The organism is Rhodococcus sp. BP-241, from assembly GCF_019836145.1.
GTDB lineage: Bacteria > Actinomycetota > Actinomycetes > Mycobacteriales > Mycobacteriaceae > Rhodococcoides.
This window is the reverse complement of sequence record NZ_JABUEI010000008.1, coordinates 86,498-107,651: the sequence shown is the minus strand read 5'-3', so window position 1 is coordinate 107,651 and position 21,154 is coordinate 86,498. Positions and strand designations below refer to the sequence as shown.

General features: G+C 70.1%; 20 protein-coding genes. 2 read left to right on the top strand and 18 right to left on the bottom strand.

The window, feature by feature from the left end; translation table 11 throughout:
* Nucleotides 1-90: 90 nt before the first annotated feature.
* From holA to HQ308_RS16470, 10 genes are all read right to left on the bottom strand, one after another.
* The gene (holA, locus tag HQ308_RS16515; RefSeq protein WP_308115797.1) at nt 91-1,080 is read right to left on the bottom strand and encodes a DNA polymerase III subunit delta; all 990 of its coding nucleotides are present in this window, start codon (nt 1,078-1,080) and stop codon (nt 91-93) included.
* On the bottom strand, nt 1,077-2,603 hold the full coding sequence (locus HQ308_RS22975) for a ComEC/Rec2 family competence protein (RefSeq protein ID WP_222647210.1): 1,527 nt from the start codon (nt 2,601-2,603) through the stop codon (nt 1,077-1,079). Before HQ308_RS22975 ends, holA begins: the two co-directional genes overlap by 4 nt.
* Complete coding sequence (locus HQ308_RS16505; RefSeq protein ID WP_222647208.1) at nt 2,600-3,319, bottom strand: ComEA family DNA-binding protein; 720 nt, start codon at nt 3,317-3,319, stop codon at nt 2,600-2,602. The genes HQ308_RS22975 and HQ308_RS16505 overlap by 4 nt, the downstream gene beginning before the upstream one ends.
* A 77-nt stretch (nt 3,320-3,396) precedes the next feature.
* Nucleotides 3,397-4,119, bottom strand: a complete 723-nt coding sequence (gene octT, locus HQ308_RS16500; RefSeq protein WP_222630366.1) for a diglucosylglycerate octanoyltransferase — start codon at nt 4,117-4,119, stop codon at nt 3,397-3,399.
* A complete protein-coding gene (locus HQ308_RS16495; protein ID WP_222630364.1) occupies nt 4,119-4,760 on the bottom strand; it encodes a histidine phosphatase family protein in 642 nt (213 codons plus the stop codon). Before HQ308_RS16495 ends, octT begins: the two co-directional genes overlap by 1 nt.
* The gene (rsfS, locus tag HQ308_RS16490; RefSeq protein WP_051613344.1) at nt 4,757-5,212 is read right to left on the bottom strand and encodes a ribosome silencing factor; all 456 of its coding nucleotides are present in this window, start codon (nt 5,210-5,212) and stop codon (nt 4,757-4,759) included. The genes HQ308_RS16495 and rsfS overlap by 4 nt, the downstream gene beginning before the upstream one ends.
* Nucleotides 5,209-5,955: a nicotinate-nucleotide adenylyltransferase gene (gene nadD / locus HQ308_RS16485; protein WP_268788579.1), complete on the bottom strand. Its 747-nt coding sequence runs from the start codon at nt 5,953-5,955 to the stop codon at nt 5,209-5,211. The genes rsfS and nadD overlap by 4 nt, the downstream gene beginning before the upstream one ends.
* Before the next feature lie 58 nt (nt 5,956-6,013).
* Nucleotides 6,014-7,456, bottom strand: coding sequence for a VWA domain-containing protein (locus HQ308_RS16480; protein WP_222647206.1), 1,443 nt, complete (start codon nt 7,454-7,456; stop codon nt 6,014-6,016).
* 3 nt (nt 7,457-7,459) lie between these two features.
* Nucleotides 7,460-8,377 carry a MoxR family ATPase gene (locus tag HQ308_RS16475; RefSeq protein WP_222638596.1) on the bottom strand — a complete coding sequence of 306 codons (918 nt, stop codon included), beginning with the start codon at nt 8,375-8,377 and terminating at the stop codon, nt 7,460-7,462.
* A 19-nt stretch (nt 8,378-8,396) separates the two neighbouring features.
* On the bottom strand, nt 8,397-9,674 hold the full coding sequence (locus tag HQ308_RS16470; protein WP_222638430.1) for a glutamate-5-semialdehyde dehydrogenase: 1,278 nt from the start codon (nt 9,672-9,674) through the stop codon (nt 8,397-8,399).
* Between the two features lie 156 nt (nt 9,675-9,830).
* Between HQ308_RS16470 and HQ308_RS16465 the strand changes: the two genes are divergently transcribed.
* Nucleotides 9,831-10,934: an NADH:flavin oxidoreductase/NADH oxidase gene (locus HQ308_RS16465; RefSeq protein WP_222647308.1), complete on the top strand. Its 1,104-nt coding sequence runs from the start codon at nt 9,831-9,833 to the stop codon at nt 10,932-10,934.
* Between the two features lie 34 nt (nt 10,935-10,968).
* On the opposite strand, the gene HQ308_RS16460 is transcribed toward HQ308_RS16465, so the two are convergent.
* A complete protein-coding gene (locus HQ308_RS16460) occupies nt 10,969-11,619 on the bottom strand; it encodes a TetR/AcrR family transcriptional regulator (protein ID WP_222647204.1) in 651 nt (216 codons plus the stop codon).
* Between the two features lie 71 nt (nt 11,620-11,690).
* Between HQ308_RS16460 and HQ308_RS16455 the strand changes: the two genes are divergently transcribed.
* Nucleotides 11,691-13,037 (top strand): DUF3533 domain-containing protein, encoded by a 1,347-nt coding sequence (locus HQ308_RS16455; protein ID WP_222647202.1) that lies wholly within the window; start codon nt 11,691-11,693, stop codon nt 13,035-13,037.
* On the opposite strand, the gene HQ308_RS16450 is transcribed toward HQ308_RS16455, so the two are convergent.
* From HQ308_RS16450 to HQ308_RS16420, 7 genes are all read right to left on the bottom strand, one after another.
* Nucleotides 12,972-13,958, bottom strand: a complete 987-nt coding sequence (locus HQ308_RS16450; protein WP_222647200.1) for a D-2-hydroxyacid dehydrogenase — start codon at nt 13,956-13,958, stop codon at nt 12,972-12,974. The genes HQ308_RS16455 and HQ308_RS16450 overlap by 66 nt on opposite strands.
* Nucleotides 13,955-15,157, bottom strand: coding sequence for a M20 family metallopeptidase (locus tag HQ308_RS16445; protein ID WP_222647199.1), 1,203 nt, complete (start codon nt 15,155-15,157; stop codon nt 13,955-13,957). Before HQ308_RS16445 ends, HQ308_RS16450 begins: the two co-directional genes overlap by 4 nt.
* Nucleotides 15,154-16,380 (bottom strand): PLP-dependent aminotransferase family protein, encoded by a 1,227-nt coding sequence (locus tag HQ308_RS16440; RefSeq protein ID WP_261776225.1) that lies wholly within the window; start codon nt 16,378-16,380, stop codon nt 15,154-15,156. Before HQ308_RS16440 ends, HQ308_RS16445 begins: the two co-directional genes overlap by 4 nt.
* Before the next feature lie 5 nt (nt 16,381-16,385).
* Nucleotides 16,386-17,570 carry a Xaa-Pro peptidase family protein gene (locus HQ308_RS16435; RefSeq protein ID WP_222647195.1) on the bottom strand — a complete coding sequence of 395 codons (1,185 nt, stop codon included), beginning with the start codon at nt 17,568-17,570 and terminating at the stop codon, nt 16,386-16,388.
* Between the two features lie 82 nt (nt 17,571-17,652).
* Complete coding sequence (locus HQ308_RS16430) at nt 17,653-18,339, bottom strand: GntR family transcriptional regulator (protein ID WP_308115796.1); 687 nt, start codon at nt 18,337-18,339, stop codon at nt 17,653-17,655.
* Nucleotides 18,336-19,814, bottom strand: a complete 1,479-nt coding sequence (locus HQ308_RS16425) for an NAD-dependent succinate-semialdehyde dehydrogenase (protein WP_222647193.1) — start codon at nt 19,812-19,814, stop codon at nt 18,336-18,338. Before HQ308_RS16425 ends, HQ308_RS16430 begins: the two co-directional genes overlap by 4 nt.
* Entirely contained in the window at nt 19,811-21,127 is a 1,317-nt protein-coding gene (locus HQ308_RS16420; RefSeq protein ID WP_222647191.1) for an aspartate aminotransferase family protein, read from the bottom strand. Before HQ308_RS16420 ends, HQ308_RS16425 begins: the two co-directional genes overlap by 4 nt.
* Nucleotides 21,128-21,154: the final 27 nt, after the last annotated feature.

The following is a 21,154-nucleotide window of genomic DNA, read 5'->3' as shown; positions in this document are numbered from 1 at the left end:
TTCTCGAGAGTTCCTGTGCAGTAGCTTGTCAGCACTACGCCCCGGGCGAGCACGATGCCCGGGGCGTAGTCGTGTGCCCGGGCGGCGCTGTCAGCGCGAACTCAGCCCCGCCACCACGTTCACGGCGCGTTCCACCGCGTAGTCCGCATCGGCGGCCTGGCCCTTGACGTCCGCGTTGAGCGCGGCCACCACCTGCAGTGCCTCGGCGATGCGCTGCGGATTCCACATGCGGGCCTGCGCCTGCGCCTTCTTGATCTTCCACGGCGGCATCCCCAGTTCGGACGCCATCCGGAACGGATCGCCGCGGCCCGCCGAACCGACCCGCGCCACCGTGTGAACGGCCTCGGCCAGTGCGTCCGCGAGCAGCACGTGCGGTGTGCCGCCCAACATCGCCCACCGCAGTGCCTCGAGGGCGCCGGCGCGGTCACCCGACACGGCCTTGTCGGCGATGTCGAAGCCCGTGACCTCCGCACGGCCCGAGTAGTAGCGGCGGACGGCCGCGACATCGACCTTCCCCGCCGTGTCCGACACCAGTTGCGAGCACGCGGCGGCCAGTTCGCGGAGATCCGACCCCACCGCGTCGACGAGTGCGGCGATGGCGTCGGGAGCGACGCGTGTCTCCGAATGGGAGCGGAACTCGGCCCGCACGAAGTCGACGCGCTCCGCCGCCTTGGACAGCCTCGCGCACTCGTGGACCACGGCACCGGACTTCTGCAGCGCCCCCACCATGGCCTTGGCCCGGCCTCCACCCGAGTGCAGAACGATCAGGACCACACCGTCCACCGGCGTCGCCGCGGCGTCGAGAACCAGCGTCATGGCGTCCTTACCGGCCTCCGCGGCCGCCTCGAAGACGACCACGCGATCCTCGGCGAAGAGGGAGGGGCTGAGCAGTTCCGCGAGCTCGGCGACCGTCGTGTCCCCCGCCCGCAGACGGTCGACCGGCACCTCGGCCCCGGCCCCCACCGTTGCCGCGCGCATCGCGGCCACGATGGACGACACCGCACGCTCGACGAGGAGCTCCTCGTCGCCCAGGACGAGGTGCAGGGGCTCGGGACGGGTGCTGCTCGCTGTCGAACTCACCGGTCGATGGTGCCACGGTGGGCCGACAGCCACCGACGCCGGACCAGCACCGCCGCGCCCGCCGCGACGAGGACACATCCCCCGACGACGGCGGCGCCCCGAGGCCCGGTCGGAGTGAGCACCGTCGCACCGGGAGCGTCCGCCGTGTACGCGGCCACGGCCAGCAACCACCGCAGCGGCACCCACGCCACCCCGGCGACGACAGCCCCGGCCTCCACGCTCACGACGGCCACCACGGCCGCCAGCGCGCCGATCACGGTGACCGGCCCGACGACGGGTGCGGCGAGCACGTTCGCCGCCACCGAGTAGACGGAGAACGTTCCAGCCATGGCGGCGACCAGCGGTGCGGTCACCAGGTGCGCCGCCAGCGCCACGGCCACGGCGTCGAGCACCGGACGTCGGCGACCGGGCGGTGCGTCGGCGCGGCTCACCATCGCCGTCAGCACCGGGGCGAGCAGCACGAGAGCGACCGTCGCGGTCACCGACAGCGCGAACCCCCACGACACCGCCAGTCCCGGATCGACGGCCAGCAGCACCAGCACCGCGGTGCACAGGGCCGGCATCACATGGCGACGGCGGCCGGTCATCACCGCCAGCAGACCCAGCACACCCATGACCGCCGCACGCAGGACGCTGGGTGACGGTCTCGCCACCACGACGAACGCGACGAGGACGATTCCCGCGAGCGCCGCGGTGGTTCGAGGCCCGGCCGAGAGCAGCCGAGAGCCGAGGACGACACACCCGACGACGAAGGTGAAGTTCGCACCCGACACAGCGGTCAGGTGGGACATACCGGCCGCCGTGAACGAGTCCTGGACGGAGACGTCGAGTCCCGACCTGTCCCCCACCACCATCCCGGGGAGCAGCCCCGCCTCCTCACGTGGCAGAGCGATGGCAGCGGCCTCCGCGAGAGCACGTCGCACCACGCCCGACCACCGGAGCAGGGCCGGCGCGCTCCCCACCTCGGGTGGCCCGGTGGCACGTGCGACGGCATCCACCGCGCCCACACGATCGGGAGCCGCGAGCCGCGCCCGAAACGTCACCGACACACCCGGTTCCAGTGCCCGCCACGGATCCGGGGGCGCGAACACGGTGATCCGGGCCGACCCAGCGACGACGGTGCCGCGCAGCGTCACTCGGCTCGCTCGTATCGGCACGAGCACCTGATCCGCGAACGAGCCCGTGATCGGACGTGGATCGTCCGTGACGACGCCCTCGACCGTCGCGTACGCACCGCGCAGCGCGCCCTCGCGGACCGGGCCCGTCGTCACCTCGTGCATCCGCAGGGACGACATCGCCGCGAACGCCGCGGTGACGCAGCAGGCCGCCACGACGACGAGCATCACCACCGATCCCCAGCCGTGCCGACGCCGGCACCACCAGCCGACGACCGCCACGAGAACGCACACCGCGGCCAGCACTGCCGCGGGCCGCCACCCCGCGCCGACGGCCACCACGGTCGCAGCCCAGGCCCCCACCGCACTCGGGACGAGCCGCAGATCCACGGCCGGTACGTCGGTCACACCGTGACCAGGGGCGTCAGCTTCTCGAGCCGAGCGGGGCCGACGCCGCTCACCTCGGACAGCTGATCGACGGACGTGAAGCCGCCGTTCTCGGTGCGCCACTGCACGATCGCGCCCGCGGTCACCGGACCGACACCGGGCAGGGCATCGAGCTCCGCCTCCGTCGCCTCGTTCAGCGACACCAGACCCGGGGCCTTCCCGCCTGCATCGGACGACCCCTCACCGGCCACGGACACGGGCGCCGGAGCGAGCGGTACCGACCCCGTCGTCGACCCCACCACCACCTGGTCACCGTCCGACACCTTCGCCGCCCAGTTGAGCCCGAAGAGGTCCGCGTCGTCCCGGCGCCCACCCGCGGCCGCGACGACATCGGCGATGCGGGACTCGGCGGGAACGGTGACGAGTCCCGGGCGCATCACAGCGCCGAGCACGCTGACCACGACTCCCGCGGATTCCGGTGCCGACGTCGTCGGCGTCTCGGACTCGGTGATCAGAGGGGGAAGCGGCGGCACCGCGGTGACCTGCGGAGAACCTCGCATCACCACTGCCCCCACGGCGCCCACGAGAAGGACGGCGGCCACGGCAAGGGCACGGACACCGCGGGACCCCGGATCGATCCGGAAGCGCGAGCCGACGAGACCCGCGCGGCGATGCAGGGCGTCGGACCGGCCGCCGTCGGGGTCGGCCGGCTCGGGAGCAGCGATCTCGGGTGCCATGCCCGCGACGGTAGGCCCGGGCCAGGACGAGACGAGCCGCCGCCGGGCTCATCTGTGGACGGCCACGACCCTGTGGATCAGATGCGGGCGGAGGCGCGCACGGCAGCGACGACGGACTCGGCCACGCGCACGTGTGCGTCCCAACCCCAGTGAATACCATCGGGATTCGCGTTCCCGGACACGATGTTCTCCTCGACGGCCGCCTTGAGGTCGACGAGCGGGAGATCGTGTCCCACCGCCCACGCCGTAGTCGCGCGCACCGCTGGTTCGCGGCCGGTGTGCACTCGTCCGTAGGCGTCGCATCGATGCACCGACGGGAGCGTCGCGATGACGGGTATCTCCGGACGCACTGCCGCGAGGGCGGCGCGGATCTGCTCGAGGTAGTCGACACTCAGATGCGGCGGCAGGGCCACCGGACGGCCCAGGTGTGAGAGCCGCGGCTGCAGCCACCCGTAGGCGGCGCGCACACCGCGCCGCAGGATGGGCGGTCGGACGTAGCGGATCTGCTCCCGCAGGGCCGTCGGCAGAGGTGACGGCAACGAGTCCATCCCGCCGGTCGCGAGGACCACCGCCCCGGCACGCGGTATCGACGCCCACACACGGGGATCCTGGGTGAGTGCCCACCAGGCGTCGCGGCAGGTCCAGCCGATGCGGCCGACGAGCTCGACGTCCCAGCCCAGTTCGCGCGCGACGAGGGTGGGCCAGATGCGGGGATGGTCGGCCGGCAGTCCGCCCTCGGGACCGTAGTACGCGAGCGAGTCCGCGAGGACGAGCAGGACCGGGCGATCCGCCTCGGACATCAGAGAACGTCACCCGCCACGGCGGCCGTCGCGTTCCACACGTCCAGGCGCCAGGAGACGTCGTCCGTTCCGTGTCCGGCGACCTGCACCCAGCTGGCGTTGCCCAGTCCCCCGAGCACCGGCCACCGGTCGACCGGCAGATCGAGCAGTGCGGCCGTGAGCGCGGCGATGGTTCCACCGTGGGCGACCACGACGACGGGCGCCGTGGTCCACTCCGGGTCCTTCAGCAGCTCCTGGATCAGCGGCATCGAGCGCTCGGCGACGTCCACGCGCGACTCGCCGCCCGGCGGACGGAACGCGGCGTCGGCGCGCCATGATTCGCGGACGCCGGGTGAGACGTCGTCGACGTCGAGGTGCGTCAGCCCCTGCCAGTCACCGAGGTGCGTCTCGCGGAGCCGCTCGTCGAGCTCGACGGGAACACCCGTGGCCGTCGACAGCGCGGTCGCCGTGTCGTGTGCCCGTCGCAGATCGGACGAGACGATGCGGTGTGGCTGCAGCAATGCCAACGCTCGAGCGGCGACCTCGGCCTGTGTGCGACCCAGCTCGGTCAGGTCGGTGTCGAGATGACCCTGCATGCGCGAGGCCGCGTTGTACTCGGTCTGACCGTGCCGGAGCAGCACCAACCGACGAACGGACGTCACTCGTCCGGTTCGGTGACGCGATCGACACCGTGGTCCAGGGCGTCGTCGACACCGTGATCGTCGGTGCCGTACTGCGTCGAGGTGTCCGTGGCTCCGAGACCCTCGATCTCGAGGACCGGGCAGTCCTTCCACAGACGCTCGAGGGCGTAGAAGTGACGCTCGTCGTTGTGGAGCACGTGGACGACCACGTCGACGTAGTCGAGCAGTGCCCATCGGCCCTCGCGGGTGCCCTCACGACGAACGGGCTGGCTGCCCGCCTCGCGGAGCTTCTCCTCGATGTTCTCGACGATGGCGTTGACCTGGCGCTCGTTGGGTGCCGACGCGATGACGAAGCAGTCGGTGATGACCAGCTGGTCGGAGACGTCGAGGGCCATGACGTCGGCGGCGAGCTTCTCGTCCGCCGCGAGTGCGGCGATGCTGGCGACCCTGATGGCCTCGGGTGTAGCGCTCACGTGGTGTTCTCTCCTGGTAGGGCTGATGCGGTGGTGGCGGAAGTGCCGGTGTGCTGGGGTGCGGGCTCGGAGACGGTCGCGATGCCGTCGTGACGCTCCTCCCCGGCGGGTCGGTACAGGTCCCGCTTCGAGATGTACTGGACGACGCCGTCCGGCACGAGGTACCAGACGGGACGGTTCTCGGCGGCACGCCGTCGACATTCCGTGGACGAGATGGCCAGAGCCGGGATCTCCACGAGGGTCAGGACGTCCTTCGGCAACCGATCGAGGTACTCGGCCAGATGGTCGGCACCCAGTTCGTACCCGGGGCGGGACACGCCGACGAAGCGGGCCAGCTCGAACAGTTCCTGCCAGTTCTGCCACCCGATGATGCTGCTGAGAGCATCGGCCCCGGTGATGAAGAACAACTGGTCACCGGGATGCTGGTCGGCGAGATCGCGAAGCGTGTCGACGGTGTACGTCGGCTTGGCACGGTCGAGGTCGACGCGGCTGACCGAGAAGCGAGGGTTCGACGCGGTGGCGACGACCGTCATGAGGTAGCGGTCCTCCGCCGGGCTCACCGTCCGGTCCTGCTTCTGCCAGGGCTGGCCGGTGGGAACGAAGACGACCTCGTCGAGCTGGAACCGGTCGGCGACCTCACTGGCGGCCACGAGGTGCCCATGGTGAATGGGGTCGAACGTGCCACCCATGACGCCGAGACGTCGCGGGCGTCGGCCCTCGGGCGGCGTCGTCGGTTCCTGCACGAGTGACGACTCTACGTGGACCTGCCCCGAACAGAGGATTCGGCCGAACCGAGAGACGTCAGGATCCCGTGGGCAGGAGCCGCGACACGACCTCGGCCAGTTGCGCCGCCGACCGGCACTCGTGCATCGAGATCACCCGCCGATAGACGTCGGCGGCCGAGTCGCCGGTCCCCCACTGCGCCTTCGGCTCGGGGTTGAGCCAGTGCGCGTGCCGGGCGATGGTGACCATGCGGGCGAGGGACTCGGTGCGCGGATCGCGGTAGTTGGTGCGGGCATCGCCCAGGATCAACAACGACGCCCGAGGACCGATGGCATCGAGGTGATGCGCGGTGAAGGTCTCGAAGGAGTGGCCGTAGTCGGAATGGCCGTCGTAGGTGATCAGCTCCGACTCCGCGATCATGCGCGACATCGACTCGGCGAGCGACGCGCGTCCGGCCGAGGCGTCGAAGAACCGGGTCACCTCGTCGGCGGTGTCGATGAACGCGAAGACACGCACTCGGGAGAACTGTTCGCGCAACGTGTGCACGAGCAGCAGGGTGAACTGGCTGAAGCCGGCGACCGATCCCGAGACGTCGCAGAAGATCACCAGTTCGGGCCGCGCGGTACGGGGCTTGCGGTTGACCAGGTCGATGGGGACGCCGCCCGTCGACAAGGACTTGCGCAGGGTGCGCCGCAGGTCGATCGACCCCGCTCGCGACCGCCGTCGACGGGCCGCCAGTCGGCTCGCCAGGAGCCGCGCCAACGGAGCGACGTTCTTGCGGAGGGCCGCCAGTTCCGACTCGGACGCGCGGAGAAAGTCGACGTCCTCGGCCAGGCGCGGGACGCCGTAGGACGCCACCCGTTCCTTGCCCAGCACCTCGGCGGTGCGGCGACGGGTCTCCTTCTCGATCATCGACCGGAACTCCGCGATGCGGACCGCGGCCGTCCGACGGGCCAGTTCGGACTCGAACTCGCCGGTCGTGGGTGCACCGGGACCGCTGGAGCGGCCGATCAGTCCGTCGAGAATCTTCGCCAGCAGCGTCGACGGCTCCACCGTGCGCAGCGTCTGGTACTCCGAGAACGACTCGCCGCGGCTGGAGCTGTACTTGCCGTAGGTCTCGACGATGTCGCCCACCAGGCGCTCGACCTGCGCCATGGCCTCCGCGGAACCGTCCGCGAGCAGCTCCGCCAGCACGTGTTTCAGAGCGTCGAGATCGACGGTGCCGTCCTCGGCGAGAGGCGGGCCGACCGTGTTCTCCTCGTCGGCGGTCCGCGCACCGATCGCGGCCGGGAACCACAGATCGAAGAGCGCGTCGAACGCGGGGCGATGGCCGGGTCTGCGCACCAGCGCGCACGCGAGACCCTCCCGCACCACCTCCCGATCGAGGATGTCGAGAACGGCCAGCACCGCGCCCGCGTCGACCGTCTCCGACGGGCCGACGTCGATACCGCGGCGACGCAGCGCCTCCACGAACCCCACCAGGTGTGCGGGGATGCCGGAGATGTCCACCGTCCCGGTCACGGGTCAGCCGAGTCGGAGTTCGGCGACGGCGCGGTCCTGATCGGAGCGGTGCTTGAGAATGACGCCGAGCGTCGACCGCACGGCCGCGTCGCTCACCTCGTCCATGCCCAGAGCCAGCAGGGTGCGGCCCCAGTCGATGGTCTCGGCGACCGACGGCAGCTTCTGCAACTGCATGTCCCGCAACACCTGCACGATGCGCACCATCTGCTCGGCCATCGCCTCCGGCAGCTCCGGGACCCGGCTGGCCAGGATGCGCCGCTCCAGGTCGGCGTCCGGGAAGTCGAGATGCAGGAACAGGCAGCGACGCTTCAGCGCCTCCGACAACTCGCGTGTCGCGTTGGAGGTCAGCACCGTGAACGGCCGCCTGGTCGCCGAGATGGTGCCGAGCTCCGGCACGGTGATCGCGAAGTCGCTGAGCACCTCGAGGAGCAGGCCCTCGATCTCGATGTCCGCCTTGTCGGTCTCGTCGATCAGCAGCACGGTGGGATCCGATCGACGGATCGCCGTGAGCAGGGGCCGCGACAGCAGGAACTCCTCGGAGAACACGTCGTGGCGTGTCTCGTCCCACCCCGCGCCGGAACTCGACTGGATGCGCAGGATCTGCTTCGCGTGGTTCCACTCGTACAGCGCCCGCGCCTCGTCGACGCCCTCATAGCACTGCAGGCGGACCAGTTCGGCTCCCGCGGCCTGCGAGACGGCGCGAGCCAACTCCGTCTTGCCGACGCCTGCCGGGCCCTCGATGAGCAGCGGCTTGCCCAGACGATCGGCGAGGAACACCGCCGTGGCGGTCGCCTTGTCGGCGAGGTACCCCGTGGCGGCGAGGCGGGTCGCCACGTCGTCGACGTCGGAGAAGAACGGAACGATGTCGGAGTACGTCTGCGTCACGCCGGGCCCTTCGGATGGTTCGAGACAGTCGGTGATTCGAGTGTGGTGGAGCGGGTCAGGCCGGCCGAATGTGCCCGTCGCCCTGCACGATCCACTTGGTCGAGGTGAGTTCCCGCAGCCCCATGGGGCCGCGGGCGTGGAGCTTCTGGGTGGAGATGCCGATCTCGGCTCCGAAGCCGAACTGCTCACCGTCGGTGAACGCGGTGGAGGCGTTGACCATGACGGCCGCTGCGTCCACCCGAGCCGAGAACGCCCGGGTGGCAGCGAGATCCGATGCCACGATCGCCTCGGTGTGTCCCGTGCCGTACCTGTCGATGTGCGCGACGGCGGCATCCAGGTCGTCGACGACGGCGAGGGCGATGTCGTCGGACAGGTACTCGTCGGCCCAGTCGTTCTCGGTGGCCGGAACGAGACCGGGCAGATCGCCGTGGACACGTACGCCGTTGTCCGACAACGCCTGCACCAGACGCGGCACCGCCACGTCGGCCACGGCGGCGTCGATCAGCACCGTCTCCGCGGCGTTGCACACGCTCACTCGACGTGTCTTCGCGTTGAGCAGGATGCGCTCGGCCATGTCGAGGTCCGCGGACGCGTGCACGTAGACGTGGCAGTTGCCGACACCGGTCTCGATGGTGGGCACCGTCGCGTCGCGCACCACCGCCGAGATGAGGCCGGCCCCACCGCGCGGGATGACGACGTCGACGAGTCCGCGAGCCCGGATGAGGTGCGTGACCGTCGCGCGATCCTCGCTGGACAGGAGTTGGACAGCGTCGGCGGGAAGGTCCAGCGCCGACAGGGCCGCCCGCAGAACGCCCACCAGCGCGGCGTTCGATCGCGCGGCAGAGGACGACCCCCGCAGGAGGACGGCGTTGCCCGACTTCAGAGTGAGCCCGAACGCGTCGACCGTGACGTTGGGCCGGGCTTCGTAGATCATGCCGACGACGCCGAGCGGCACCGCGAGCTGCCGGATCTCGAGTCCGTTGGGCAGGGTCCGACCCTCGAGGAGCTCCCCGACGGGATCCGGCAGAGACGCCACCTGGCGCAGTCCGGCGGCGATGCCGTCGATGCGGTCGGGGGTCAGCCGCAGTCGGTCGAGCTGCGAGGGCGGGGTGCCGGACGCCTCGGCGAGTGCGAGGTCCTCGCTGTTGGCGGCGAGGATCGCGTCGGCGGAGGCCAGGACGGCGTCCGCCGCGGCGTGCAGCGCGTCGTCCTTGCGCGCGGTCGTCAGCAGAGCGAGTGCGCGCGCGGCGACCCGGGCGCGGGCAGCAGCGGCGTGCACGTCCGCTTCGAGAGCATCGGGGGTGGACACCTCGGCGCTGGTGGTGGCAGTCACGCCGTCCAGGGTAGGTCACGCTCCCACCAGCCCGTACGCCCGAGCGCACCCGGGACGATCCGGACGACGGGAATGATCGCCCGGCCGAATTGTTCGTTCATCCTGAGCGCTGTCGTCGTGGACGGCGCGCGTGTCGGACGAGACGAGGAGATGACTGTGAGCCTGCTGTTCGAGCCCTTGACCCTGCGTGAGGTCACCTTCCCCAACCGGGTGTGGATGTCGCCGATGTGCCAGTACTCGGCGGACGCGGAGGGACCCTCGACGGGCGCGGTCACACCGTGGCACCGGACTCACCTCGTCTCGCGTGCCGTCGGCGGCGTCGGCCTGGTGATGACCGAGGCGGCGTCGGTGAGCCCGGAAGGCCGCATCACGCCGTGGGACCTCGGCATCTGGAACGACCAGCAGGCGAACGCGTTGGCCGAGGTGGTCACCGAGATCCGGCAGCACGGCAGTGTGCCCGCGATCCAGTTGGCCCACGCAGGTCGCAAGGCATCCACCGACGCACCGTGGCGTGGCGGAAAGCCGCTGGCGGCGGACGACTCCCTCGCGTGGGAGACGGTCGGACCCAGCGCTGTCGGGTTCGGCCACTACCCGGCTCCGCGCGAGATGACGACCGCGGACATCGACAAGGTCGTCGACGACTTCCGCTCCGCCGCGGTACGCGCGCTGGCCGCCGGTTTCGACGTGGCCGAGGTGCACGCGGCGCACGGTTACCTGCTGCACCAGTTCCTGTCCCCGGCCAGCAACCACCGGACCGACGAGTACGGCGGCAGCTTCGAGGGTCGTATCCGCCTGACCCTGCGCGTGGTCGACGCGATCCGCGAGGTGTGGCCGGCCGACAAGCCCGTCTTCGTGCGCGTGTCCGCGACCGACTGGACCGGCGAGGAGCGCGGCGTCGACTCCGAGGCCTGGACGCCCGACCAGACCGTTCTGCTCACCCAGCAGCTCGAGGATCACGGTGTCGACCTCGTCGACGTCTCCACGGGTGGCAACGTCGCGAAGGCGTCCATCCCCGTCGAACCCGGCTACCAGGTGCCGTTCGCCCGGCGCATCCAGAGCGAGACGCGCATCCCCGCGGCCGCTGTCGGACTGATCACCGAGCCCAAGCAGGCCGAGGACATCATCGGGTCCGGCGAGGCCGTAGCCGTGTTCCTGGCGCGCGAACTGCTGCGCGACCCCTACTGGGCCCGTCGTGCGGCACGCGAGCTCGGCGCGGACATCACCCCGGCCACACCTCCGCAGTACGAGCGGGCGTTCTGAGTCAGCGCTCGCGCGAGAACGACCATGTGCGGAGTCAGCGCTCGCGCGAGAACGACCATATGACCGCGGCCACGAGCTCGAGGGCGAGTCGCGCGGGTACCGGGTTGGCCGGCTCGATCATCGCCTGGGCCATCGCTCCTTCGTAGGCGGCGACGACACCCCGACCGAGGGTGTCGTCGTCCACCGCCACCTCACGCCCGTGGATCGCGAGACCGTGAACGATCATGGGACGCAGGGCGTCACGGAGCGCGGCCCGGTGCCCGGTCACCACGGCCGCCAGCCCCGGGTTCCGCGCCGCGTGAGCGCCGAACTCCGCCATGAGTACGTGCCACGACACGTCGCCGACCAGTCCGCTCAGCGCTGCCACGACGATCTGCTCGAAGGACCGCCCGTCGGACGCGTCGTACTCCAGGGCGTCGACCACTCCGCGTACCCGCGTGATCAGTCCCGACGCCTGTCGCGTCCACAGTTCGAGGAAGACCTCGTCCATCGACGAGAAGTTCGAGTAGAACGCTCCGCGAGTGAATCCCGCTCGCTCGCAGATCTGTTCCGGGGTCGATCGCCCGAAACCCCGTTCGACGAACACCTCGAGGGCGCCGTCCAGCACTCGCTCCCGAGTCTGCGCTCTGCTGCGAGTGGCGGTCCTGCCTGTTCTCGCGGTCACGTTGCCTGAAGTCGCCGCCATGATGCACTATCGTATCGAACGAGACGATACAGATGTGTATCGGCCACGAACTTGCCGACGGAAGGCCCGCCATGTCCCCCGAAGCCGCTGCGCCCGCATTCCGGCGCCCCACCACCTGGGTGCTGCCGGTCGTCGCGGTCTCCGTCGTCATGTCGCTGCTCGCGGCGCTGTACCTCGGCGGCATCCTCGACCCCAAGGAGAACCTCCGCCACTTCCCGGTGGCACTGGTGGTCAGCGACGAGGGCGACGTGCTGCCGAACGGTGAGCAGGCGAACCTGGGGCAGCAGATCGGCCAGGGCATCGCGGACGGCATCGACGCGGAGAAGATCGATCTGAAGCAGGTCGGTATCGCGGAGGCGCAGAACCTCCTCGCGAACGGCGACGTCTACGGCGCGATCGTCGTGCCGAGCGACTTCACCAAACGAGTGTCGATCCTGACGCAGGCCTCCGTCGTGGCGGGCGACATCGAGCGACCCATCGTGACGATCATGACCAATCCGCGTGCCGGCACACTCGGTTCCTCCCTCATGACCACCATCGGCGACACGGCGCTCGACTCCGCGAACGGCACTCTGGGAGAACGACTCACGACGCAAGTGACCGAGGCACTGCCCGCGGGCGCCACCCTCTCCGGGGCCGCGGCCCTCACACTGGGTGCGCCGGTCGACATCGTCGTCACTCCCTACGACCCACTTCCGGACGGCACGGGGCTCGGGCTGTCCGCCTTCTACTACGCCCTGCTGCTCGTGCTCGCCGGCTTCACCGGCGCGATGATCGCCAGCGCTCTCGTCGACGGCGCACTCGGCTTCGTGCCGCTCGAGTTCGGCCCCACCTTCCTGCAGCGTCGCCGATCCACCGACAGTCGCCTGCGCGTGCTCGCCGCGAAATGGCTCACGATGGTGGTGATCGGGTTCGTGGTGTCCGGTCTCTACGTCGCGATCGCCACCGCACTGGGCATGCCGATCCCGAATGCGCTGGGTCTGTGGCTCTTCGGAGTGCTGGCGATCTCGGCCGTCGGGATCACCGCGGTGTCGGTGCTGTCGATCTTCGGCACTCCGGGGCTGATCCTCAACCTCGTCGTCTTCGTGATCCTGGGCCTGCCGTCCGCCGGCGCCACCATCCCGATCCAGGCGTCACCTGCGCTCTTCGGGTGGCTCGCCCAATTCGAACCGATGCATCAGGTGTATCTCGCCGTGCGCTCGATCCTCTACTTCGACTCACGCTGGAACTCGGGTCTCGCCCACGGACTCGGCATGACGCTGCTCGGGCTCGTCATCGGCCTGGTCCTCGGCGCTCTGGTGATCGCGATCTACGACCGCAAGGGATACGACCGGACGCCCGCGGTCACCGGGTCACCCGGCGACGAACCCGAGGGACTTGTCGACGACGTTGCGCAGCGGTCGGCCGGCCGCGAATAGTTCGGCATTCTCGGCGAAACCGGAGTAGAGCCGGTCGCGCCACCCCACGGTGTCACCGCTCATGTGTGCGGTCAGCAGCACGTGGTCGAGGGTCCACAGCACGTGCTCGGGTGGCAGCGGCTCGGTGTCGAACACGTCGAGGGCAGCTCCCCCGACGTGGCCGCTGCGCAGAGCGTCGACCAGCGCGTCGGTGTCGAGCAGTTCGCCACGACCCACGTTGATCACGCGCACCCCGGGATCGGCCGCCGCGAGCACGTCGCGGCCGACCATGCCCCGTGTCGACGGTGTCAGCGGTGCGATGAGAACGAGGTAGTCGGCGCCGGGTACCACCGACGCGAGATCCGCACTGGCGTGGACGGTTCCGAAATCCGCATCACCCGTGCGAGCCGTCCGACCGACCCCGGCGACGTCCATACCGACGGCACGCAACATACGCGCCGTGGCCCGGCCGATACTGCCCGTGCCGATCACCAGAGCTCGACGCCCCGCGATGTTCTCGGTCTCCCGGCGCAACCATCGCGCCTGCCGGCCGAGTTCGACGGTGCCGCGCACGTCCTTCGCCAGAGCGAGCACGGACGCGAGCACGAACTCGGCGATCGGCACGTCGAACACCCCGCGCGCGTTGGTCACGACGACGTCGGACGCCGCGAGGTCGTCGAACAACAGCTTGTCCACCCCTGCTGCGGCGACGTGCACCCATTCGAGTGCGGAGCAGCGCGACCACTGGTCCCGGAGCGCCGACGAGAAGAAGTCCCACAGCAGGACCGCCCGCGCGCCGTCGACCGCATCGCCGAACGTGTCGGCGGTGGCATGCCGCACCTCGTACGAGGTGTCGAGTTCCTGCACCCGGTCGGGAAGGAGTCCGTCGTGCAGGACGGTGATGATCGGCCTCGCTCCGCCGTTCGTGCGGGAGGGGCTCACGGTCGCTGCTCCGTCATCAGTCGAGCGTAGGCCCGGGAGAGGCGAGCGACCTCGAGCAGGTCCACGGACTCGTCGGGCTGATGGGCCTGCGCCTCGAGATCACCGGGACCCAGCACGATGGTGGGCACTCCGAGGTCACGGGCGACGAACCCCCCGTCGCAGGACGCCGTCCACACCGCGGTCGACGGGTCCGGCGCACCCGTGGATCGCAGCGCCGCCAGCGCCGACTCGACGAGCGGGCTCGACTCGTCGGTGAGGAATCCCGGCATCTCCATCTCGACGTACGCGTCGACGTCCAGATCCGTGACGAGGCCGGCCCGGCGGAGCAGGTCCGCGACGACGGCGTCCACGTCGTCGTCCGGCAGCAGGCGGCGATCGATCTCCAGCCGGCAGCGGCCCGCGACGATCGACGGTCCGGTCCCACCGTCGATCCGGCCGACGTTCCACGACGCGGCGCCGAGCACCGGGTGCGGCACGGTGGCCAGTTCCGCGTGCAGCCCGTCGATCTCGCCCACGAGGCGGGCCGCCGCGACCACGGCACTGCGACCGTTCTCGGGCCGGCCGGCATGCGCGCTCCGACCGGTGACGGTGAGCACGATGTTCGCCGCTCCGCGGCACCCGACGATCACGGTGCCGGCCGTGGGTTCCGCCACGACGCATCCCGTGAAGGCCGGAGGCCGGCCGTCATCGACCCTGAAGGCCGGAGGCCGGCCGGTCTGGTCGGTACGGTCGGACACCCATGCCCGGATACCCAGGCCCGTGTCCTCCTCGTCCACCACGCAGGCGAGTGTCACGGTGCGCGCCGGGACCACACCGCGCCGGGCCAGTGACCCCATCGCGGCGAGTACCGCGGCGAGACCACCTTTCATGTCGCAGGCGCCGCGTCCCACGATCCGACCGTCGTGCACCCGCGAGCGGAACGGGTCCCCGGTCCAGCCCTCCCCGGCGGGCACCACGTCCGAGTGCCCGAGGAACAGCAGGCCCGGGCCGGGCTCGCCGGGAAGGACCACCTCGACGTTCGGCCGCCCCGGCGACGCGTCGGTGACGACGGTCTGCAGACCGAGACTCTCTGCGATGCGGCAGATCTCGGCCACCACGGCGGACTCGTCGGGACCGGCGTCGATCAGCGCTCTCGTGATCCGCTCGACCGTCGCGACGTCGGTCGACGCGCGATCCTGCTGGAGATCGGCCGCCGTCACAGTTCGGCTCGGGCCGCGTCCAGCGCACCCGCCAACCGCTGCACCCCGACGTTGATGCGCTCGGGCGTCGAGGACGCGAAGCACAGTCGCATCGCATCGCCGAAGAGGCCGTTCGCGGACAGCGCCGGACCCGGGATGAAGGCGACACCGTGCGCGAGTGCGATCTCGAACAGCCGCCGCGTGTCCACTGCGGCATCGTCACCCACCAGCGTGACCCACAGGAAGAAGCCGCCCTCGGGATCGGTGGTGCGCACCCTCCCACCGAGGTGCCGCTCCAGGCTCGTCTGCATCGCGATCTTGCGGGGCAGGTAGATGTCCGCGAGGGACGCCAGGTGCTCGGTGAGCAGTCCCTGTCGCAGGAACTCGGCCACGATCCGCTGGTTCGGCACGTTGGTGCACGTGTCCATCGCCTGCTTCGCGTTGATGATCAACCGGCGAGCGGCGGGGTCCGCGTCCACCCACCCGACGCGCAGACCGGGGGCGATGAGCTTCGAGAACGTGCGCACGGAGAATACGAGCGGGTCGTCGGGAGCGAGCGCTCGCAGGCTCGGAACCGGATATCCCTGGAAGCGGAGGTGGCCGTAGGGGTCGTCGTCGAGCACCACGGCGCCCCACTCGCGGGCGAGTTCCAGGAGCGCCAGTCGGCGCGGCAGCGACATGGTCGTCCCGGACGGATTCTGGAACGTCGGGATGGTGTAGATCATCGTGGGCAGTCGGCCCGCGCGGGCGACCAACTCGGGAAGCGCCTCGACGATCAGCCCGTCGGAATCCATCGGCGCCTCGAGGATGTCGCCACCGTAGCTGAGCACGGTCGCGGTGCCGTTCGTGTACGTCGGACTCTCGACGATCACCAGATCGCCGGGGTCGACGAACAGCGTGCACGCGAGATCGAGCCCCTGCATGCCACCCGACGTGATGACCAACCGATCGGGAGACGTCGGTTCACCGAAGGCGTCGCAGAAGGCCACCAGCTGCTCGATCAGAGCCGGATCACCCTCCGTCGCACCATAGTCGAAGGCATCTGCGGTCAGGACTCGGCCCGCGATCTCCGCCATCGCCGCGTGCGGAACCGCCTCGGCGGCGGGCGATCCCATGGCGAAGCGCACGATGTCGTGTTTCTGCGCGGCGAGCAGCGAGGTCGACGAGTCGATCATCGACCCGACGAGGTGATCGGTGCGCATCGCCCACGGAAGCGTGGTCGTCTCGTACGTCTGTGCGTGCATGTCCGTCACTCCTTGACTGTCAGGCATCGCGGGTAGGCGGTGAAGGTGTCGATACCGGTGTCGGTGACCACCACGGACTCGGACACCTCGTATCCGTAACCGTCGAGCCACATACCGCCGATGACATGGAACGTCATGTTGCGCTGCAGGATCGTGGCGTCGTCGCTGCGCAGGCTGATGGTGCGCTCGCCCCAGTCCGGCGCGTACGCGATGCCGATCGAGTACCCGATGCGGGAAGGCTTGTGAAATCCCGCCCGGCCCAGTTCACGGTTCCACGTCGCCGCGAGGTCACTGGTCTGCACTCCGGGCCTCATCTCCGCGAGCACGGCTCCGAGTGCGTCGTCGGTGGCGGCGGCGAGACCGGCCATGCGCGGGTCCGGTCGCCCGAGCGAGACCGTCCGCGCCATCGGGACGTGGTAGCGGCGGAACACCCCGGTCAGTTCCACCACGGTCGACTCCCCGTCCCGGAACGGCCGGTCGGTCCAGGTGAGATGCGGGGTGTCCGCACCCTCACCGGTGGGCAGCATCGGAACGATGGCCGGGTGGTCGCCGCCGAAGTCGTCCGTGCCGCGTACCTGCGCCGCGGAGATCGCCGCGGCGGCGTCACACTGGCGCACACCGACGGCGATCGCGTCCATCGCGGTCGCCATGGCGCTCTCGCAGATCGCCGCCGCCCCGCGCATCAGCTCGATCTCGGTGTCCGACTTCACCGACCGCACCCAGTTCACCAGTTCCCGCGAATCGACGAACCGGTACTCCGGCAGGCACTTCACGAGCGCTTCGAACGCCTTGGGGCTGAAGTAGTAGGAGTCCATCTCGAGCCCCACCTGGCCGTGCTCGAAGTTCGAGACCAGGCTCAGTCCGCGCAGCGTGTCGGCCACCCAGACGAAGGGATGGGTGTCCGGCCGTTGCACCAGGGTCTCCGGATAGCCGAACACCTGGTCGTCGGGAAGCCACGACGTGCGTGAGGCGCCGTGCGCGTCCATGGCGCGGGCGAAGAACAGCATGTCGCCCTCGGCCGGCACGAAGAGCACCTGCGGGGTGTAGAACGACAGGGCGTTGTAGGCCGTCAGATAGTAGATGTTCGACGGATCGGTGATCATGAGCGCCGCGAGACCCCGCTCGGCCATGACGGCACGCACGGCAGCGAGGCGGGAGCTGTGCTCGGCCGTACCGATCGTGTCGATCATGCTGTACCCCTGACATTTTCGAGGCTATCCGGGTTCCTGGAGCGAGCGTAGGTGCTCGCACCCATTGGCGCAGCGCGAGTGACTACGCGGTCTCCGCCGACTCACGTAGCGACGCCGTCAGATCGTGGACGGCGGTGTCCATGTGTTCGCGCAGAGCAGGTTCGAGCCGGGCCCAGTCCTGCGCTCGCAGCAGATCGACGAGCAGCGTGTGCTCCTCGATCAACGCGTCGGGCCGGTGGTACGCGGTCTCGAGGTTGGCCATGCAGATGCGGGCCTCGGCGGCGAGCGTCGCGTACATCCGGCCCATCCGGCTGTTGCCCGTCGCCGCGACCAGTGCGGTGTGGAACGCGAGATCCCGCTCCGCCACCGACCGCCAGTCGCCCCGGCCGATGGCCGGCTGCATCTCGACCACGATGCGCGACAACGCGTCCGCGACACGTCCGGAGTCACCACGCTGCAGAACGGTGAACGCGGCACCGATCTCGATGGCCGCGCGCGCCTGGTAGATCTCGGCGACGTCGGACTCACCCAGCTCGACGACGAAGACGCCGCGATTGCGGAAGGAGACGAGCAGCCCCTCCTGACTCAGCCGTTGCAGCGCCTCGCGAACGGGTCCGCGGGAGACGGCGAGTTCGGTCGCGACCGTCGCCTCGTGGACCTGCTCCCCCGGTGCGAACGATCCGTCGATGATGCGCTCGCGCAACTGGTCCGCGATGACGATCGACGTGGTGCGGGCGTCGAGGGGTGTCAGCCGTCGAGTGGCCGTCACAGCGTCCGCCCCGGCCGACGCGGCACGGCGAAGTACTTCACCTCGAGGAACTCGTCGATGCCGAGACGCCCGCCCTCACGCCCCAGTCCGGACTGCTTGACCCCGCCGAAGGGTGCCGCGGGGTTGGACACCAGCCCGGTGTTGAGACCGACCATGCCCACTTCGAGACGCTCGCCCAGATCGAAGGCCCGGTCGACGTCGCGAGTGAACACGTAGCCCACGAGACCCCACTCGGTGTCGTTGGCGATGCGCACCACCTCGTCCTCGTCGTCGAAGGTGATGATCGCGGCGACCGGCCCGAAGATCTCGGTGTGCACGATCTCGGCGTCGGGTGGGACGTCCACCAGCACCGTCGGAGGGTAGAAGTATCCCGGCCCCTCCGGCGTGGCACCGCCGGTCAGGATCCGCGCGCCGAGTCTCACCGCGTCGTCGACGAGGCGCTGCACCTTCGCGCGGCCCTGCGCATCGATCAGCGGGCCGACCCGGACACCCTCGTGCGCACCGTCTCCCACGGTCAGCTCGGCCATCCGCGCGGTCAGCTGCTCCGCGAAGGTGTCGACGACGGACCGATGGACGAACAACCGGTTGGCGGCGGTGCAGGCCTCCCCCATGTTGCGCATCTTGGCGATCATGGCTCCGTCGAGCGCCGTCCCCAGATCGGCGTCCGCACAGACGACGAGGGGCGCGTTCCCGCCCAGTTCCATCGACGTCCGCATGACGGTGGACGCCGCCTGGCCGAGCAACAGCCTGCCGACGGCGGTGGAGCCCGTGAAACTCAGCTTTCGAGCAACACCGCTGCGCAACCACGGTTCGACGACGCCACCCGCGTCCGAGGTCGTGACGATGTTGAGGACGCCGTCCGGCAGTCCGGCCTCCTGGAAGATGCGGGCCAGAGCGAGCGAGGTGAGCGGTGTCTGTTCGGCCGGCTTGAACACCATGGTGCATCCGGCTGCCACAGCGGGCCCGATCTTGCGGGCACCCATGGCCAGCGGAAAGTTCCAGGGCGTCACCAGCACACACGGTCCCACCGGTACTCGTGTGACCACCATGCGCGTCGACCCGTCGCCGGTCAGGGTGTGATCGCCGGCGATGCGGACGGCCTCCTCGGAGAACCAGCGAAGGAACTCGGCTGCGTAGGCGACCTCGCCGCGCGCCTCGGCGAGCGGCTTGCCCATCTCGGCGGTCATCACGGCGGCGAGGTCCTCCGTCCGCTCGATCACGAGGTCGAACGCACGGCGCAGCACGACGCTCCGCTCCCGCGGCGACGTCGCCGCCCACGCGGACTGGGCGGCGCTCGCGGCATCGAGCGCCAGAGCGGCGTCGGCGGGCCCCCCGTCGGCGACGCGCGCGATGATCTCACCGGTGGCAGGGTTCTCGACGTCGAACGTGCGCCCGTCCACCGCGTCCCGCCATCGACCACCGATCAGAATGCTGCGATCGGCCACCGGCACGGGTCGGTCGACCGTCGTCGTCACGACCGAACTCCCAGCGCCGCGTCGCACGCCTCCGCGATGCGCTCGAGTCCCAGCTCGACCTCGTCCCGCGTCACCACGAGGGGCGGGATGATGCGCACCACGTTGCCCAGCGCACCGCACGTCAACAACAGGAGATCGCGGTCCAGCGCTGCCTTCTGCAGAGCGAGCGCGGCGCCCGGATCGGCGTCCCCGGCGTCGTCGACGAACTCGAAGGCCGCCATCAGACCGAGCCCGCGGGCATCTCCGATCTCGTCGTGCCGAGCCGCGATCTCACGCAGTCCACCGAGAAGCTGCTCCCCGCGCAGACGGGCGTTCTCCACCAGGCCCTCGTCCTCGACCACGTCGAGCGTGGCGACGGCGGCCGCCGCGGCCACCGCGTTCCCGCCGTAGGTACCGCCCTGCGATCCCGGCAGGGCGGTACTCATGAGGGCGGTCGAGGCGGCGATCGCGGAGATCGGGAAGCCGCTGGCAAGACCCTTGGCCGTGATGAGGACGTCCGGGGCGGAATCGGAGAACTGGTGACCCCAGAACTTCCCCGTGCGGCCCACTCCCGCCTGGACCTCGTCCACGATGAGCACGATGCCGTGCCGATCGGCTCGCTCTCGGAGTCCGTCCAGGAACGCCGGCGGGGTGGGAAGGTAACCACCGTCGCCCAGGACCGGTTCGATGATGAACGCCGCGGTGTCGGCGACGGCGGACACGGTCTGCAGCAGGTAGTCGAGCTCGCGCAAGGCGAAGGTCACCGCGGTGTCGAGGTCCCAGCCGTACCGGAACGCGTACGGGAACGGCGCGATGTGGACGCCGCCCATCATCGGAGCGAAGCCTGACCGGAACTTGGTCCCGGCTGTGGTGAGTGTCGCCGCGGCGACGGTGCGACCGTGGAAGCCGCCGTGGAACGCGATGATGTTCGGGCGGCCGGTGGCCATGCGCGCCAGACGAATCGACGCCTCGACGGCCTCGGACCCCGAGTTGGCGTAGAACACGCTGTCCAGGCCGACCGGCAGGACGGTGCCGAGCTTCTCGGTCAACTCGAGCAGAGGTGTGTGCATGACGGTCGTGTACTGCGCGTGGATGATCTTGCCGACCTGGTCGCGCGCCGCCGCGACCACGCGCGGATGGCAGTGTCCGGTGCTGGTCACGCCGATACCCGTGGTGAAGTCGAGGTAGCGGCGCCCGTCGGTCCCGGTGATCCAGCTTCCCGACGCGTGATCCACGACGATGGGTGTGGCCTGCTTCAGGGCGGGCGACAGCCGAGCGGTGTGACCACCGGTGGAGGCGTCGGCTGTTCGAGGCACGAATGCTGCTGCAGTCATGCCCTCACTGTCGAGGACGATCGTCCG

Bases quoted from the DNA above. Each gene is read 5' to 3' on its own strand.
- HQ308_RS16455 (WP_222647202.1), top strand. From the start codon at position 11,691: ATGTCCCCCGAAGCCGCTGCGCCCGCATTCCGGCGCCCCACCACCTGG.
- octT (WP_222630366.1), bottom strand. From the start codon at position 4,119: ATGTCCGAGGCGGATCGCCCGGTCCTGCTCGTCCTCGCGGACTCGCTC.
- HQ308_RS16460 (WP_222647204.1), bottom strand. From the start codon at position 11,619: ATGGCGGCGACTTCAGGCAACGTGACCGCGAGAACAGGCAGGACCGCC.
- HQ308_RS16440 (WP_261776225.1), bottom strand. From the start codon at position 16,380: ATGCACGCACAGACGTACGAGACGACCACGCTTCCGTGGGCGATGCGC.
- HQ308_RS16420 (WP_222647191.1), bottom strand. From the start codon at position 21,127: ATGACTGCAGCAGCATTCGTGCCTCGAACAGCCGACGCCTCCACCGGT.
- HQ308_RS16435 (WP_222647195.1), bottom strand. From the start codon at position 17,570: ATGATCGACACGATCGGTACGGCCGAGCACAGCTCCCGCCTCGCTGCC.
- HQ308_RS16505 (WP_222647208.1), bottom strand. From the start codon at position 3,319: ATGGCACCCGAGATCGCTGCTCCCGAGCCGGCCGACCCCGACGGCGGC.